The organism is Nonomuraea sp. NPDC052265, from assembly GCF_044547985.1.
Lineage (GTDB): Bacteria > Actinomycetota > Actinomycetes > Streptosporangiales > Streptosporangiaceae > Nonomuraea.
Genome location: NZ_JBIUBJ010000013.1, coordinates 61,320 through 74,472, shown reverse-complemented (window position 1 = coordinate 74,472; position 13,153 = coordinate 61,320). Strand labels below are relative to the sequence as shown.

8 protein-coding genes are annotated in these 13,153 nt (G+C 74.6%); 5 read left to right on the top strand and 3 right to left on the bottom strand.

The window, feature by feature from the left end:
• The first annotated feature begins 137 nt into the window (after nt 1-137).
• Genes ACIHAD_RS31910 through ACIHAD_RS31890 form a run of 5 tightly spaced genes read left to right on the top strand, consistent with a single transcriptional unit; the run spans nt 138 to nt 6,352 of the window.
• Complete coding sequence (locus ACIHAD_RS31910; RefSeq protein WP_397358390.1) at nt 138-1,934, top strand: carbamoyltransferase; 1,797 nt, start codon at nt 138-140, stop codon at nt 1,932-1,934.
• Nucleotides 1,931-2,569 carry a hypothetical protein gene (locus ACIHAD_RS31905; protein WP_397358388.1) on the top strand — a complete coding sequence of 213 codons (639 nt, stop codon included), beginning with the start codon at nt 1,931-1,933 and terminating at the stop codon, nt 2,567-2,569. Before ACIHAD_RS31910 ends, ACIHAD_RS31905 begins: the two co-directional genes overlap by 4 nt.
• Nucleotides 2,566-3,714 carry a UDP-galactopyranose mutase gene (glf, locus tag ACIHAD_RS31900; protein WP_397358386.1) on the top strand — a complete coding sequence of 383 codons (1,149 nt, stop codon included), beginning with the start codon at nt 2,566-2,568 and terminating at the stop codon, nt 3,712-3,714. The genes ACIHAD_RS31905 and glf overlap by 4 nt, the downstream gene beginning before the upstream one ends.
• Nucleotides 3,715-3,767: 53 nt before the next feature.
• Nucleotides 3,768-4,142, top strand: coding sequence for a hypothetical protein (locus ACIHAD_RS31895; RefSeq protein WP_397358385.1), 375 nt, complete (start codon nt 3,768-3,770; stop codon nt 4,140-4,142).
• Nucleotides 4,139-6,352, top strand: coding sequence for an Hsp70 family protein (locus ACIHAD_RS31890; protein ID WP_397358384.1), 2,214 nt, complete (start codon nt 4,139-4,141; stop codon nt 6,350-6,352). The genes ACIHAD_RS31895 and ACIHAD_RS31890 overlap by 4 nt, the downstream gene beginning before the upstream one ends.
• A 40-nt stretch (nt 6,353-6,392) precedes the next feature.
• On the opposite strand, the gene ACIHAD_RS31885 is transcribed toward ACIHAD_RS31890, so the two are convergent.
• Genes ACIHAD_RS31885 through ACIHAD_RS31875 form a run of 3 tightly spaced genes read right to left on the bottom strand, consistent with a single transcriptional unit; the run spans nt 6,393 to nt 13,134 of the window.
• Nucleotides 6,393-8,312: a hypothetical protein gene (locus ACIHAD_RS31885; RefSeq protein WP_397358383.1), complete on the bottom strand. Its 1,920-nt coding sequence runs from the start codon at nt 8,310-8,312 to the stop codon at nt 6,393-6,395.
• Nucleotides 8,309-11,977 carry a DUF5682 family protein gene (locus ACIHAD_RS31880; protein WP_397358382.1) on the bottom strand — a complete coding sequence of 1,223 codons (3,669 nt, stop codon included), beginning with the start codon at nt 11,975-11,977 and terminating at the stop codon, nt 8,309-8,311. Before ACIHAD_RS31880 ends, ACIHAD_RS31885 begins: the two co-directional genes overlap by 4 nt.
• A complete protein-coding gene (locus tag ACIHAD_RS31875; RefSeq protein WP_397358381.1) occupies nt 11,974-13,134 on the bottom strand; it encodes an AAA family ATPase in 1,161 nt (386 codons plus the stop codon). Before ACIHAD_RS31875 ends, ACIHAD_RS31880 begins: the two co-directional genes overlap by 4 nt.
• Between the last annotated feature and the right edge of the window lie 19 nt (nt 13,135-13,153).

Sequence of the window (13,153 nt, the reverse complement as noted above, 5' to 3'; positions counted from 1 at the left end):
GCCCGGCTACGACCCCGGTTGCGGAATATATCCGCACGTGTCAGAAAAAAGCTAGGTATTGATTTCTTTCCGGACGGTTTGTTAGGAAGATCTCCGACGCGGGGCCGCTGGGTCATGCGCATTGTCAGGGGGCATTCATGTTTGTGCTCGGCATCAGCCAGGTCCACGACTCGGCGGCGGCCCTGGTGGCCGACGGGACGATCGTGGCCTTCGCCGAGGAGGAGCGTTTCACCAGGGTCAAGCACGACGGCCGCTTTCCCGCGCAGGCCGTGCGCTACTGCCTGGAGGAGGCCGGCATCACGCTGGCCGACGTGGACCACGTCGCCTACTACTGGCAGGCGCCACGTGAGACGCTGCACGCGGCCGGTCACTTCCTCCGGCACCTGCCCCACACGCTGGCCGTCTTCCGCAACGACGCCGGCGACTACGGCGACAAGGCCAGCGGACTGCTGGAGACGCTCTCCGACCAGAAGGGCCAGGCCCACCCGGACGACTACAACGTGGGCGGCGCGCTGCTGCTGCACCTGCGGCGCGGCTTCACCCTGGAGACGATCCTGCGCGAGTCGCAGAACTTCCGGGGCAGGACGAAGTTCAAGGTCCACCTGATGGACCACCACCGCGCCCACGCCGCCAGCGCCTTCTTCATCTCGCCGTACCAGGAGTCGGCGATCATCACCTGGGACGGCATCGGCAGCGACGGCACCTCCACCTACCTCGGGCTGGGCAAGGGCGGCCGGATCCACGACATCCGGCGCATCAAGTTCCCGCACTCGCTGGGCGCCATGTACGCCGGCGTCACCGGCTACCTCGGCTTCAACCCCACCCGGGACGAGGGCAAGGTCATGGGCCTGGCCGCGTACGGCACCGACCGGTACGTGGACGACTTCGCCGACCTGGTCCGCCTGGGCGCCGACGGCCACTTCGAGCTGGACCTGAGCTGGTTCCGGCACCACGCCACCGGCAAGCACCAGATGTCGCGCAAGTTCCTGGAGCGCTTCGGCCCGGCCAGGCCGCGCGAGCGCGCCACCCCCTCCCAGCACTACGCCGACGTCGCGTACGCGCTGCAGGCCACGCTGGAGCGCACCGGCCTGCACGTCGCGCGCTGGCTCCAGGCCAAGACCGGCCAGACCCGCCTGGTCACCGCCGGCGGCGTCGCGCTGAACAGCGTCATGAACGGCCGCATCCTGCTGGAGACGCCGTTCGAGGACTTCTTCGCCCAGCCCGCCGCCGCCGACGACGGCTCGGCGCTGGGTTCGGCGCTGCTGCTGGGCGTGGAGAAGTACGGCATGCGCCGCCCCCGCGACCAGGAGTACATCTTCCTCGGCCCGCAGTTCACCGAGGAGGAGATGGAGCGGGCGCTCCAGGACGCCGGCCTGAAGTACCGGCGCACCGAGGACATCAACGACACGACGGCGCACGCGCTGGCCGACGGAAAGATCGTCGGCTGGTTCCAGGGCCGCATGGAGTGCGGGCCGCGCGCGCTCGGCAACCGCTCGATCCTGGCCGACCCGCGCCGCGCCGACGCCAAGGACCGGCTCAACGAGAAGGTCAAGCACCGCGAGCCGTTCCGCCCCTTCGCGCCCTCCTGCCTGGCCGAACGCTCCGGCGAGTACTTCGCCAGCGGCTACCCCTCGCCCGTCATGCTGCTCGTGTTCGACGTGCTGGAGCACCAGCGGGACAAGGTGCCGGCGATCACGCACGAGGACGGCACCGCCCGCGTCCAGACGGTCACGGCGGCCGACAACCCGCGCTACCACGCGATGATCTCGCGCTTCGCGGAGCTGACCGGCGTGCCCATGGTGGTCAACACCTCGTTCAACGACAACGAGGAGCCCATCGTGTGCACCCCGGAGGACGCCGTGCGCTGCTACCTCAAGACCGACATGGACGCCCTGTCGCTGGGACCGTTCTTCACGGAGAAGGACGTTCGTTGAGGCGCTGGTTGTGGCTGGCGCCCGCCGTGCTGGGCGCCGGGGCGGCGACACTGATCATGGTGATCCTGCCGCCGGACCGTACTCTGGACAACCCGTTCGAGGTCCTGTGGAAGGTCAGCCCGCTGGTGTTCGCGGTGCTGGCCGTGGCCGGGTTCCCCCGGCGTCCCGGGCTGGGCATGACGCTGATGTGCGTGCTGGTCGTCGGCTACATGGGCGTGCTCGACACGGTCAACGTGCTGCACATCTTCTCCTACGCCGAGTCCGCCGACCAGAAGGCCGCCTTCCCCGAGCTCTACCAGTTCATGATCTTCATGAACTCGTTCACCGTGCTGGCCGCGCTGTTCGCCTACCGGCTGGGCGGCGCGCGCTGGGACCGGGTGCTGAAGGTCGGGATCGCCAGTGTCCTGATCGTGATCTCCGGGCTGAACGACCTGTCGATGTGGCTGCTGGGCGACTGGCCTGAGGGCCGGCCCGCGACGCTGACGTGGGCCTCGCACATCGCGGTGTTCGTCGGCGGGCCGCCGAGCGTCGCCGTGGCGGTGGCCTTCTTCCTCGTCCACCTCGTCCTGGCCGGGGTCGTGCTGGCGCTGCCCGTGCGGCGCTGGCTCGACCGGCTGCTCCCGGCCGCCGCATGAACGCCGACTTAGTCGTCGTCGGCTCCGGCCTGTTCGGGCTGACCGTGGCCGAGCGGTGCGCGAGCGAGCTGGGGCTGCGCGTGCTGGTGCTGGAGCGCAGGGATCACGTCGGCGGCAACTCCTACAGCGAGCCGGAGCCGCAGACCGGCATCGAGGTCCACCGGTACGGGTCGCACCTGTTCCACACGTCCAACGCCCGCGTGTGGGACTACGTCCAGCGGTTCACGTCGTTCACGCCGTACGAGCACCGGGTCTACTCGGTGCACAAGGGGCAGGTCTACCCGATGCCCATCAACCTGGGCACGATCTGCGCCTTCTTCGGCCGCCACCTCAGCCCGGACGAGGCCCGCGACCTGGTCGCCCGGCAGGCCGCCGAGGTCACCAGCGCCGGCAACCTGGAGGAGAAGGCGATCTCGCTGATCGGCCGGCCGCTGTACGAGGCGTTCATCCGGGGCTACACCGCCAAGCAGTGGCAGACGGCCCCGGCCGAGCTGCCCGCCGAGATCATCGGCCGGCTGCCGGTCCGGTACACCTTCGACGGGCGCTACTTCGACGACCTCTACCAGGGGCTGCCCACCGACGGCTACGCCGCCTGGCTGGAGCGCATGGCCGACCATCCCAACATCGAGATCCGGCTCGGCGCCGACTTCTTCGACCTGCGGGAGAGCCTGGCCGGCGCGGTGCCCGTGGTCTACACCGGGCCCCTGGACCGCTACTTCGGCTACGCCGAGGGCGAGCTGGGCTGGCGCACGCTCGACTTCGAGACGTCCGTCCTGCCGACCGGCGACTTCCAGGGCACCTCGGTGATCAACTACGCCGACGAGGACCTGCCGTGGACGCGCGTCCACGAGTTCCGCCACCTGCATCCCGAACGCACCTGGTACCCGACGGACGCCACCGTCATCATGCGCGAGTACTCCCGCTTCGCCGGGCGTGCCGACGAGCCGTACTACCCGATCAACACCCCGCAGGACCGCGCCCGGCTGCGCCGCTACCGGGACCTGACCAAGGGCGAGCGGGACGTCTGGTTCGGCGGACGCCTGGGCACCTACCAGTACCTCGACATGCACATGGCCATCGCCGCCGCCCTCACCCTGTACGAGAACCGCCTGCGCCCCCGCTTCGCCGCCCGCGTCCCCGAGTAGACCGGGCCCGGCGGACGGTTGTGCCGGAACGGGGGGCGGTCCACACTTCTGGCATGCAGGTACTCGTGCGCCTCGACGGCGAGACGCCGGCCGCCCCCGCCCTCTCCTCCCTGGAGCGCCAGCTCCGCGGCGACAGCGCCTTCCGCGGCGTGGAGATCCGGGCCCTGTCCGGGCCGCCCGAGCCCGGCGCGATGAACGGGACCGTCGACGCCCTCATGGTCGCGGTCTCGGCCGCGTCCGGAGGGCTGGGCGTCTCGATCGTCCAGGCGCTGGCCGGCTGGCTCAGGACGCGGCGCCACAGTTTCACCGTCAAGGTCAGCCACGGCGAGCGCACGCTGGAGCTCTCCGTGGAGGCGGCCAAGGACCCGGCCAAGGTGATGGAGGTGGCCCGGCTGCTGGCCGAGATGCTGGAGCCGCCCGCCTCATGAGCGCCTGGCCCGACCCGGCCGGGTGCCGGGCCGTCCTCGTCGGCACGACGACGTACACCGACCAGGTCATGTGGCCCGCCCTGCCGGCCGTGCGGGCCAACGTCACGGACCTGGCCGAGGTCCTCACCGGCCCGCGTTCGTGGGGGCTGCGGCGTGACCACTGCGCGCAGCTCATCGACCCGGCCGGCTCCGACCACGTCCTCGACCTCATCCACGACGCGGCGACCGAGGCCGCCGACACCGTCCTCATCTACTACTCCGGCCACGGCGAGAAGACCGAGAACGACCTGCTGCTGCCCATCGCCACCACCCGGCCCGACCGGCTGCGGATCGGCGGCGTGCGGTTCTCGGTCATCCGGGAGATCATCCGCGAGCGCCGCGCGCCCCGCGCCGTGGTCGTGCTCGACTGCTGCTACAGCGGCATGGCGCACGGGATGGGCGGCCCGGCCCTGCGCGGGCTGATCGACACGACCAGCGCGTACGTCCTGACGTCCTCGGCCAGGGACACCCTGTCGCTCGCGCCGCCCGGAGAACGCCACACCGCCTTCACCGGTGAGCTGCTCAAGATCCTCCAGGACGGCATCCCCGCCGGGCCCGCCGACCTGTCCATCGGGGACGTCACCCGCGCGCTGCGCTACCGGCTGCTCGACCGGCGGCTGCCGCTGCCCGAGTACAGCCAGGCCGGCGCGGCGGACGAGCTGCCGCTGGTGCGGAACAGACCGGAGCCGGCACGGACGCGGTCCCGCCCCCGGCCCGCCCCCGCCCCGCCGCCGGGGATCCGCCTGGCCGGGGCCGCGCGCCGGACGGGCCGGGCCGTCGGCATCTCCTTCGGCGCGACCAACTCCGTGATCACCGTCGTCCACGGCGGCGAGACCACGGTCGTCCCCAGCTCCGAGGGCTCGCCCGCCACGCCGTCCGTGGTGGCCTTCGGGAAGAACGGCCAGATCATGGTCGGCGAGACCGCCAAGCGGCAGGCCGTCGTCAACGCGGAACGCACGGTCCGGTCTGTCGTCCTGGAGATGGGCACCGGCTGGTCGGTGCGGATCGAGGGCTCGACGTACTCGGCGCCGCAGATCGGCGCGCTCGTGCTGGGCAAGCTGAAGCAGGACGCCGAGGCGTACCTGGGCGAGCAGGTCACCGACGCGGTGCTCACCGTCCCGGCCTACTACGACGACGCCCAGCGCCAGGCCGTCACCGAGGCCGGCACGCTGGCGGGCCTCGACGTGCTGCGCCTCGTCAACGAGCCGACCGCCGCGGTGCTGGCGTACGGGCTCGACGAGGACGAGGGCCGGTCGATCCTGGTCTTCGACCTCGGCGGGCGCACCTACGACGTGTCCGTGCTGCACGTCGGGGAGGGTTACGTCGAGGTGCTGGCCACCCACGGCGACACCCGGCTCGGCGGCGAGGACTGGGACCAGCGGATCGTGGACGAGCTGGTCAGACGGTTCAGGGAGGCGCACGGCGTCGACCTGACCGGCGACAGGACGGCGGTCCAGCGGCTGCGCGAGGCGGCGGAGAGGGTGAAGGTCGAGCTGACCGGCGCGCGGGAGGCGCACATCGACCTGCCCTACCTCGCCACGGTCCGGCAGGCCCCGCGCCACCTGGACACGACGCTGACCCGGCAGGAGTTCCAGAGCCTGACCGCCGACCTGCTCGTCCGGCTCAGGGGGCCGTTCCGGGGAGCGCTCCAGGACTCCGGGCTCAAGGTGTCCGACCTCGCGCACGTGGTGCTGGCCGGCGGCGCGAGCCTGATGCCGGCCGTGACGGCGCTGGTGGCGGAGATGTCCGGCGGCAAGGCGCCCCTCACGCGCCTCGGCCCGGCGGAGGCCGCCTCGATCGGCGCGGCGCGGCAGGCGAGCGTGCTCAAGGCCGACCTGACGCCGGTGACGCTCGGCCTCCGGGGCAAGGGCGGCGTCCTGCGCAGGGTCATCGAGCGCGACAGCCCGGTCCCCGTCGAGCGGACGGTCACCTTCACCACGACCGCCGACGACCAGTCGTCGCTGCGGGTCGAGGTCTACGAGGGCGAGCAGGAGACGGCCGCGCTCAACGCGGTGCTGGGGACGTACATGGTGGGCGGCATCCCCGCCGCCCGGCGCGGGGAGCCGCGGATCGAGGTCACGTTCGGCGTGGACGCCGGCCTGACGTTCACCGTCACGGCACGGGAAGCGGCGAGCGGCGTCTTTCTTCCGGTGACCCGCCACCCCGCCTGACCGGGCCGCCCCTGGGTGGGCCGGCCCGGTCCCCGGTTGTTCAGGGGGTGGCCTGCCAGGAGGTGCGGACGAGGGCGCGTTCGGTGGCGGCCAGGTGGGCGGCCGCCGCGAGCCAGGCCCGCGCGTACCCGTCCGGTCCGGCCTCGGTCAGCCTGCCGAAGACGTCCCGTTCGCGACGGTCGGCCTCGTCGGCGAGCGCGACGGCCAGGTCGGCGGCCGTACGGAATCCGGCGCCGCGCAGGGACGCGGCCTGCCGGCGGGCGTCGCCGCCGCGCGCGGACTCGGCGACCGCCCTGCGTCCGCCGGAGACGGCCAGCTCGATCAGCCGGCGTACCCGCCAGAGCGGCGCGCCTTCCAGCGGGTCCATCTCGCCGTACGCGTCCCGGCCGGGCGGCGGGCAGGCGTCGGCGGGCGGGAGGTGCGAGCCCTGGATGCGGTCGTAGCCGAGGTCGGCCCGGCCCTGCCACTCGGGGGGCAGCCTCAGCGTCGCCTCCCTACCCGCGACCGGCCCCACGGCGAGCGGGACCAGCGTCGCCGCCCGGCCGGGCTCGACCCTGGCCACCACCCGTACCCGCAGGCCGGGCCGCGAGGCGAGCCGCCGCAGGTTCTCGACGTGCGCGAGGTCGGGGTGGCGGCTCGCCGGAACCAGCCGGACCACCGGCCCCTCTCCCACGTCCGCCGCTCGCGCCGCTTCCGCCCGGTCTTCGGGCAGGAGCTGGCGGGCCAGGACGTGGTCGCCCGCGGCGCCGACGATCACCAGGTCGCAGCCGACCGGCTCCCGTACCTGCTCGGCCGACTCCTCCTCGCTCCACGCCCCCGCCGACAACCGCTCCCCCGCCGCCTCGGCCAGCGGCCGGGTGAACAGCGCGCCGAGCGGCCCGTCCGTCCAGGCCAGGCCGTTGACCGGGGTGGCCCGTACGCCCTTGCCCGCGCCGAGGCGGCCGTCCGGGGAGACGGTGGCCCCGGCGATCAGCAGGCCGCCGCGGGCCAGTTGCGCGTGGCTCATCATGGCCGCCCCGATGGCGACGGTCGCGGTGGCCGCGCCGCGGGCACGGGCGGGGCCGCCGGGCCTGACGTCGGCGACCGAGAACCAGCGTCCGTCGTCGGTGACGAGGTGGGTGACAACCCCGCCGTAACCGGTGCTGCTGATCACGGGCTCGCGGAAGACGCCGTACACCTTCAGGCCGCCGTTCGGACGGTAGCCGCGCCGTACGGTCCCCACCAGCGCCGGGTCGGGATCGGACGCGGCCAGCCGGCCCACGGTGAGCAGCAGCTCCCGGAGGGCGGACACCAGGTCGGCGAGGCGGTGGCCGTCGTACCGGGCACGGGCCGCGCGCAGCCCGCGAACCACCCGCAGCGTGGCGGCCTCGGCCTTGGGCAGCCCGGCCAGGCGGGCGGTGTGGGCGGCTCTGAGCAGCTCCGCCTGCGGCACCGCGCCCGCGCCGGGCACACCGGCCGACAACACGGCGGCCGCCGCCCGCCACAACCCCACAGCCGCCGCCACCTGTGCCGGCCCCGGCACCACCCCGGCCGAGCCGGTTGCCTGGCCGGATTCCGCGGGGGGCGTGTCCGCGGGGGCGTCGGTGGGTGCACGCGTCAGGTGCGCGTCCGCGGGGGCCGGCGGTGTGGCCGCCTCGCCGTCCGGGGGTGGGGTGTCGGCCGGGTCGGCCAGGGGGCAGGCGGTGAGGAGGGCGGCGCGGTGGAGGCAGCGGGGCGCGAGGAGGCAGGAGCATCGTGCCTGCCCCTCCTCCGCGATCACCCCGGACGGCCCTGGGGACAGCGTGATCACCGCGTCCTCACCGCACGCGACCACCACGTCGACGCCGTCGGCCACCCGGTCGAGGGCGGCGTACTGGTCGACGGCCGCGTCCAGTTTCTTGCGCAACCTGCTGGTCAGGCCGTCGACGGCGGCGGCCACCACGTGCGGCGCGGCGGGCGGGAGCGTTGCAGAGCTGTTCACCGGACTTCTCCCCGGAGGCGGTCGCCCACCCAGCGGGCGAGGGCGAGCGGGCTGAGCGCGGCGACGGGCATGCCGGCCGCGACGAGCTGCTGGGCGATGGGCAGCGAGTATCGGGGCACGCCCTGGTCGTCGAGCGCCGCGCACCCCAGCAGGTGGACCCCGGACCCGGCCAGCGAGCGCACCTCCGCGAGCAGGCCGCCCACGGGATGGCCCTCCTCGAAGTCGCTGACGACGACCACGAGCGTACGGCTCGGCACGGTGACCAGCGTCCGGGCGTGCGCGAGGCCGGCGGCGATGTGCGTACCGCCGCCGACCCGCACTTCGAGCAGCAGGGACAGCGGGTCGTCCACCCGGTCGGTCAGGTCGATCACCTGCGTGGAGAACGTCAGGAAGTGCGTCGAGAGCGTCGGCACGCCCGCGAGGACGGCGGCGGTCAGCGCCGACCACACGACCGAGGCCTCCATCGACCCCGACACGTCGACCACGAGGATCAGCCGCCAGTCGGCCTCCTTCCTGGCCCGCGTGCTGAACACCGGCCGTTCGGGCACCACCACGAGCCGTCCGTCGTCGAGGCGGCGGGTGTGGGCCAGGTTGGCGCGCAGCGTGCGCGGCAGGTCGAGCCGGCCGCCGGGCCTTCTGGTCGGGCGCGGGTTGGCCAGGCCGGTCAGCGCGGGTCGCAACCGGGTCGCCAGCTCGCGGGTGAGCTCGGCGACCAGGCGCCGGACGAGCGGCCTGAGCTTGGCGACCTGCTGCTCGGGCAGCCCGCCGGCCAGGGACAGCACCGAGGTCAGCAGCTCCACGGACGGCCGCACGGCGGCCGGGTCCAGCTCGGCGAGCACGTCGTGCCGTCCGGCGTCGGCGGCCCTGGCCAGCACCTCCTCGCGTACGTCGCCGCCGAACAGGGACTCCAGCTCCTCGGCCCACTCGCGGGCCGTGGGGAACGGGGCCCCCTGTCCGCCGGCGTCGCCCTGCTCGAAGTCGTCGGCGCCCTCGCCGCGTCCGGCGCCGTAGAGCTCGTCCAGGGCGCGGGCGTACGGGCGGGCGCCGGCGGGCAGCCGTTCGTGCTCCCGGCCGAGCAGCAACCGCCACCGGTCGGCCGCGCCGATCCGCAGCCCGCCTCCCGGACTGCGTACGGACACCGGAGCCGCAGGCTCCGGAAGCGGCGAAGTCCCCGGCTCGCCCTCGCCACCCGGTTGCCGGGACGGGCCGTCCTCGCCGGATGGCCGGAGTGGGTCGTTCTGCGGGGCCGGGAGGCCGAGGGCGTTCAGGGCGGGTCGGCCGAGGGCGTTCAGGGCCGTGAGGCCGGCCAGGTCTGCGGCGGTCCAGGCGGCCAGCAGGTCGGGCGGCGCGCCCAGCACGAGGTCCGGCCGGTCACCGAGCCGCTCGGACACCGCCGCCAGCAGCCGGCCGCGCGCCGCCGGCGCCAGCGTGTCGAACCCTCCACGCAGGGCGGGCAGCCGGTCGAGGAACTCCTTGTCCGGCAGCTCGTCCACCCGGTCCATCAGCGGGTCGAGCGCGGCGGGCGCCGCCTGGAGCAGCGGTCCGGCGGCCGTGAGCACGCCGGTCAGCAGCAGGCTGAGCCGGCGGCGGCCGTCCGGGGTCGTGGCGGCGTCGATCCAGCCGGCGGCCCGCGCGCCCAGCAGGCCCGGACCGTCCAGGTCGAGGAGCACCCGGGCGGCCAGCGCGGCCCCCTGGACGAGCGGCGCCCCGGTACGCGCGAGCGCACCCAGCGCGTCGTCCATCCGCAGGCCCAGCCGGTCCTCGCCGGCCCGCGTGGCGAGCGCGACCAGCGCCACCGCGTCCTCGGGCCGGTCGCTGCCCGCGAGGCCGGGCAGGGACCGGACCGCGGCCTCCAGCAGCGTGACCGCCAGCTCGCCCGCCTGCTCGCGACCCTCCGGCGTGGTGCCGGGAAGGTGCTCGCGGCGCAGCGCCTCCAGCAGGTCGAGGGCGTCGAGCAGCTCGGAGAGGGTGGCCGTGGCGGGCAGCGTGCCGGCGGCGTCGGCCAGCCGCTGCTCGACCAGCTCCGGCAGGTCGCAGCGGGCGGCGGCGCGCAACCCGTCCAGGAGGGTGCGGCAGGTGGGCCCGCCGTCCGCGGACTCGCGCCGGTACGTCTCCCGGAGCGTGCCCGCCGCCGCCTGGGCCGCGGTCACGCCCCGGACGCCGGCCAGGTCCAGCAGCGCCGGGACGGCGGGCGTCCAGGCCAGACGCCACTTGGTGCTCAGCGCGGTGCCGTCGCCGGTGCCCGCGACCTGGATCGGCTCGCCGTAGCCGACGCCGCACACGTGCAGCCGGCGCAGCAGCACCTCACGGCGCGCGTCCAGCTCCGAGCGGAGCGGGTCCAGGCGTACCTCGCGCGGGTCGGGGTCGTCCGGGCAGGGCAGTCGGAGCGCGGCGAGCTCCTCCTCGACCGCGGGGCCGAGGCCGGAGCGCGGCGTGCCGGGCGCGGTGCGGCCCCGGGCCGTCCCGACGAACACCACGTCGAGCGCCTTGGCGAGCGCGCGTCCGCGTCCCAGGGGTTCGCCCTGGCCGAGGACGGTCGTGACCGCCTCCAGCAGCTCGCCGCGGCCGGGGGCGGGCAGGCCGCGCAGGCGGGCGAGGTCGCACGCCAGGCGCAGCGTCTCGACGGCCTCGCCGGTGCCCGCCGTGTGCCCGGCGGCCCGCAGCTCCCTGCACAGGTCGGTGATCGCGCGGGCGGCGCCGTCCCTGACCCGGTCCGGTACGCCGTCCGCCTCGAACACCGCCTGCTGCCAGCGCGGATCCCGGATCCCGGCCGGATACCCGGATCGGGAGTCGAGCAGGTCGAACGCGTACGGGACAAACGAGGTGACCGCCTCGAAAGCGACGCCCCCGGAGGAGACCGCCGCTTCGTCGGGGGTGAGCAGGGCGGGGGCGTGGAAGGCGCCGATCACTGCGGCGACCCGGCGTCCGCCGGACGCGGCGGCGGCCACGACGCGCCGCATGTGCGCCTCCCGCGCCAGGTCCCTGGCCTGGACGCCGTCGCCCGCCGCCGCGTCGCGCCGCAACGCCCAGCCGACGCCGAGGGCGGCCCGGCGTACGGCCTCCGGCTCGCAGCCCGGCGCCAGGACCTCCACGGCCCGGTCCCACATGTCGTCCCCCGCCCGCCCGGTGCCCGCCGCCGCCAGCGCGTCGGCGAACCTGGGGACGCCGGTCAGGCGGGCACCCTCGGCAACCTCCCCCTCAGGGACGACGCCCTCAGAGACCTCGGCGTCGGGGACGGGGGCGTCGGGGGGCGCCTGCCAGCCCGGGTCCGACAGTGGGAGGTCGCAGCACAGCACCTCCACGCCGCGTTTGACCGCCCACCGGATCGCCACCAGCTCCGGCGAGAAGTCGGCGAACGGGTAGAAGCCGAGCCCGCCCACGCCGTTCCCGGCCAGGGCGACCGGGGCGACGGTGGCGGGGTCGGCCAGGTACGGCAGCCACTGCTGGAAGTCGGCCGGCAGCTCGACGCACACCGTCTCCGGGTCGGCCGCCTCCAGCAGCTCGGGCAGCACCACGGCCAGGGCCGGGCTGTGGTGACGCACCCCCACCAGGTACGGCCGGGTGGCGGCAGCCAGCCCGGCCACCGCCACCCGCGGATCAGCCGCACCGAAATCGGCCACGGTGGTCGAGGGGTGTGGGGGTGGGGTGGTCATGTGGGGGGTCAACGGAGGGTCTCCCGGAGGTCCCAGAGGCGGCGCCACATGGCGGAGCCGTCCTCGGCGCGCCGCCGCACCGGCCCGTCCCAGTAGCCGAGCAGGCGTCCGTGGTCGGCGGGGTCGTCCTTGCGCACGACGCCCAGCAGGTGGCCCGGCACCAGGTCGAGGACGTCACTCCCCGGCAGGTACGCGGCCGCCACGCCGAGCGAGGCCGCCACCTGCACCGCCTCGGCGGTGGACATCACGGTGCCCGGCCGCTCCACGTCCCAGCCCTCGTCGGACCGCCCGGTACGCAGGTCGCGGAAGACCGTGACCAGCGCCTCCAGCACCGCGTCGTCCACGGCGAACCCGGCCCCGGCACGCTGGACGACCGCCGTGGCCTGCCGCCGGACCAGGGACGTCTCGGCCTCGGCGTCGGAGATGGGATCGACGGTCTCGAAGTTGAAGCGCCGCTTGAGCGCGGCCGACATCTCCGACACGCCACGGTCGCGGAGGTTGGCCGTGGCGATCACCGTGAACCCGGGGACGGCGGCCGCCTGCGCGTCGTCCGTCCCGGCCAGCTCGGGGACGCTGACCCGCCGGTCGGACAGGATCGACACCAGGGCGTCCTGCACCTCGGGCAGGCAGCGGGTGATCTCCTCGACCCTGGCCACCCGCCCGGACCGCATGGCGGTCAGCACCGGGGAGTCCACCAGCGCGCCCCGGCTCGGCCCCTGGGCCAGCAGCAGCGCGTAGTTCCAGCCGTAGCGGAAGGCGTCCTCGGTGGTGCCGGCGGTGCCCTGGACGGTGAGCGCGCTGGTGCCGCAGACCGCGGCGGCCAGCAGCTCGGACAACATCGACTTCGCCGTGCCGGGCTCGCCGACCAGCAGCAGGCCGCGCTCGCCGGCGAGCGTCACGACGCAGCGCTCGACCAGCGCGCGTTCGCCGACGAACTTGGGCGCCACCCTCAGCCTGGACGGCAGGCCGTCGCGGGCGGGCAGGGAGAGGGTCTCGTCGCCGCTGCCGCAGATGAAGGTCACGACGGCGCGCGGCGTCAGCAGCCAGCCGGGCGGGCGCGGGCCGTCGTCGTGGGCGGCGAGGAAGGCCAGCTCGGTGGCGTACCGCTGCTCGGCGGAGACCACCTGCGTGGCGGGGGTCGCCTCGTCGGTGAGGGTCATCGAATTCATGTCCTTAAGGGAGTAGGAG

Bases quoted from the DNA above. Each gene is read 5' to 3' on its own strand.
- ACIHAD_RS31890 (WP_397358384.1), top strand. From the start codon at position 4,139: ATGAGCGCCTGGCCCGACCCGGCCGGGTGCCGGGCCGTCCTCGTCGGC.
- ACIHAD_RS31875 (WP_397358381.1), bottom strand. From the start codon at position 13,134: ATGAATTCGATGACCCTCACCGACGAGGCGACCCCCGCCACGCAGGTG.
- glf (WP_397358386.1), top strand. From the start codon at position 2,566: ATGAACGCCGACTTAGTCGTCGTCGGCTCCGGCCTGTTCGGGCTGACC.
- ACIHAD_RS31895 (WP_397358385.1), top strand. From the start codon at position 3,768: ATGCAGGTACTCGTGCGCCTCGACGGCGAGACGCCGGCCGCCCCCGCC.
- ACIHAD_RS31910 (WP_397358390.1), top strand. From the start codon at position 138: ATGTTTGTGCTCGGCATCAGCCAGGTCCACGACTCGGCGGCGGCCCTG.